This is a genomic window from Pseudoalteromonas sp. NBT06-2, from assembly GCF_002276045.1.
Taxonomy (GTDB): Bacteria; Pseudomonadota; Gammaproteobacteria; order Enterobacterales; family Alteromonadaceae; genus Pseudoalteromonas.
Map to the genome: position 1 here is coordinate 1 of NZ_NQMR01000353.1, position 1,337 is coordinate 1,337.

A 1,337-nucleotide genomic window follows, 5' to 3' on the forward strand; every position below is an offset into this window, starting at 1 on the left:
CTTACTTCAAGGGTTTCTGCAGATTCGCCCGTTTTACGTGTAACATTCCAAGTGATCATTGAACCATTAAGTACACCATCATTTGTAATGTTTTCAGCGTCATGACCTGCGATATCTGCTGTTAATGTATAGACCTTATCTTCATTGCTGAAGTTAGGTGCTAAGTTGAACTTAACCGTTGAAGCTTCACCAGCAGTCATTTCTCCAGCAACTTCATTTGATTCAACTACATCATCTTCACCACGGTTAATACTGAATGGAAGTTGTTTAATCGCACTATCATCACCTGATGATAATGATAATAAACCACCTTTAACTTCACCATCCCATTTAAAAGTCAGACTAAATTTACCATCAGCTTCTGTTACTGTAGATTCAACATGCTCACTTAAAGATTCATCATCAGTGATAATTGAAGTCACCCTTACTGTTACATCATCAACACCACCTTCAGTTTCAGTAGCATAACCATCAATAACAATGTAATAAGTACCTGCAGGTAAGTTTACAAATGAAACTGCTTCATTTGAATCAGGACCCGCACTAGCGCCAATTTTTACAAAATTAGCATCTAATACACGCATATCAACATCCGTTGCATCAGATGAGCTGATAAAGCTGATATTTGGCATTGCTTCATCTAAAGTTAATGCGAAGTAATCATAACTGTCTACTGGAACTGATAAAGTTTGCGCTTCTAGTAAATCGGTATGTTTGTCGTAAACACCCACTTTAATATCAGATAACTCTTTAGATGTGAAACCAGTGTACGTCATAGTACCTGTATCACGATGAGCTGTGATTGAAATTGCACCAGGTAAGTTATCACCGCTTGCTTTTGCTGCAACTGGTAATTTAACTTCAGGCATACCTTCAGCCATCAATATTACATTACCAAAATTCCAACCTGCATCAGCCGCTGTTACATCAGCAGTGATTGTTAATACTTGAGTTTCACCAGCTTCAAGTTCAAATGCTGCTGGAGATACTGTAATAGCAAAACCTTCATCATTAATTGCTGTCGCACTTGATGTCCAAGCACCATCTTTAGTTGCTTTAACCGTACGTGTCCAAGTACAACTATCAACACACTTAGAATTAGCCATAGTTGCTAAGTTAATTTGTGATGGAGTGCCACCTACTGCTGGGTTTGCGCCCATGTAGTTTGCATAAGTTTCATCCATCACTAAGCCAGTTTGAGCTGCTGCAGTTACATTAGCAAAACCCGCTCCCATATCAAAAAAATCTGACGGTGTAACACCATCATCTTTTAAAGTATCTTGATTAGCTGTTAGCATTAATGCAGATTGCGCTTCAGCTGGAGACCATTCAGGTTG

At 38.7% G+C, this 1,337-nt stretch carries 1 protein-coding gene; it reads right to left on the bottom strand.

Annotated features, from left to right (window positions below; translation table 11 throughout):
* Window positions 1-1,337, bottom strand: a 1,337-nt coding sequence (locus CJF42_RS27940; protein WP_502694819.1) for a fibronectin type-III domain-containing protein, incomplete at both ends; no start/stop codon positions are given.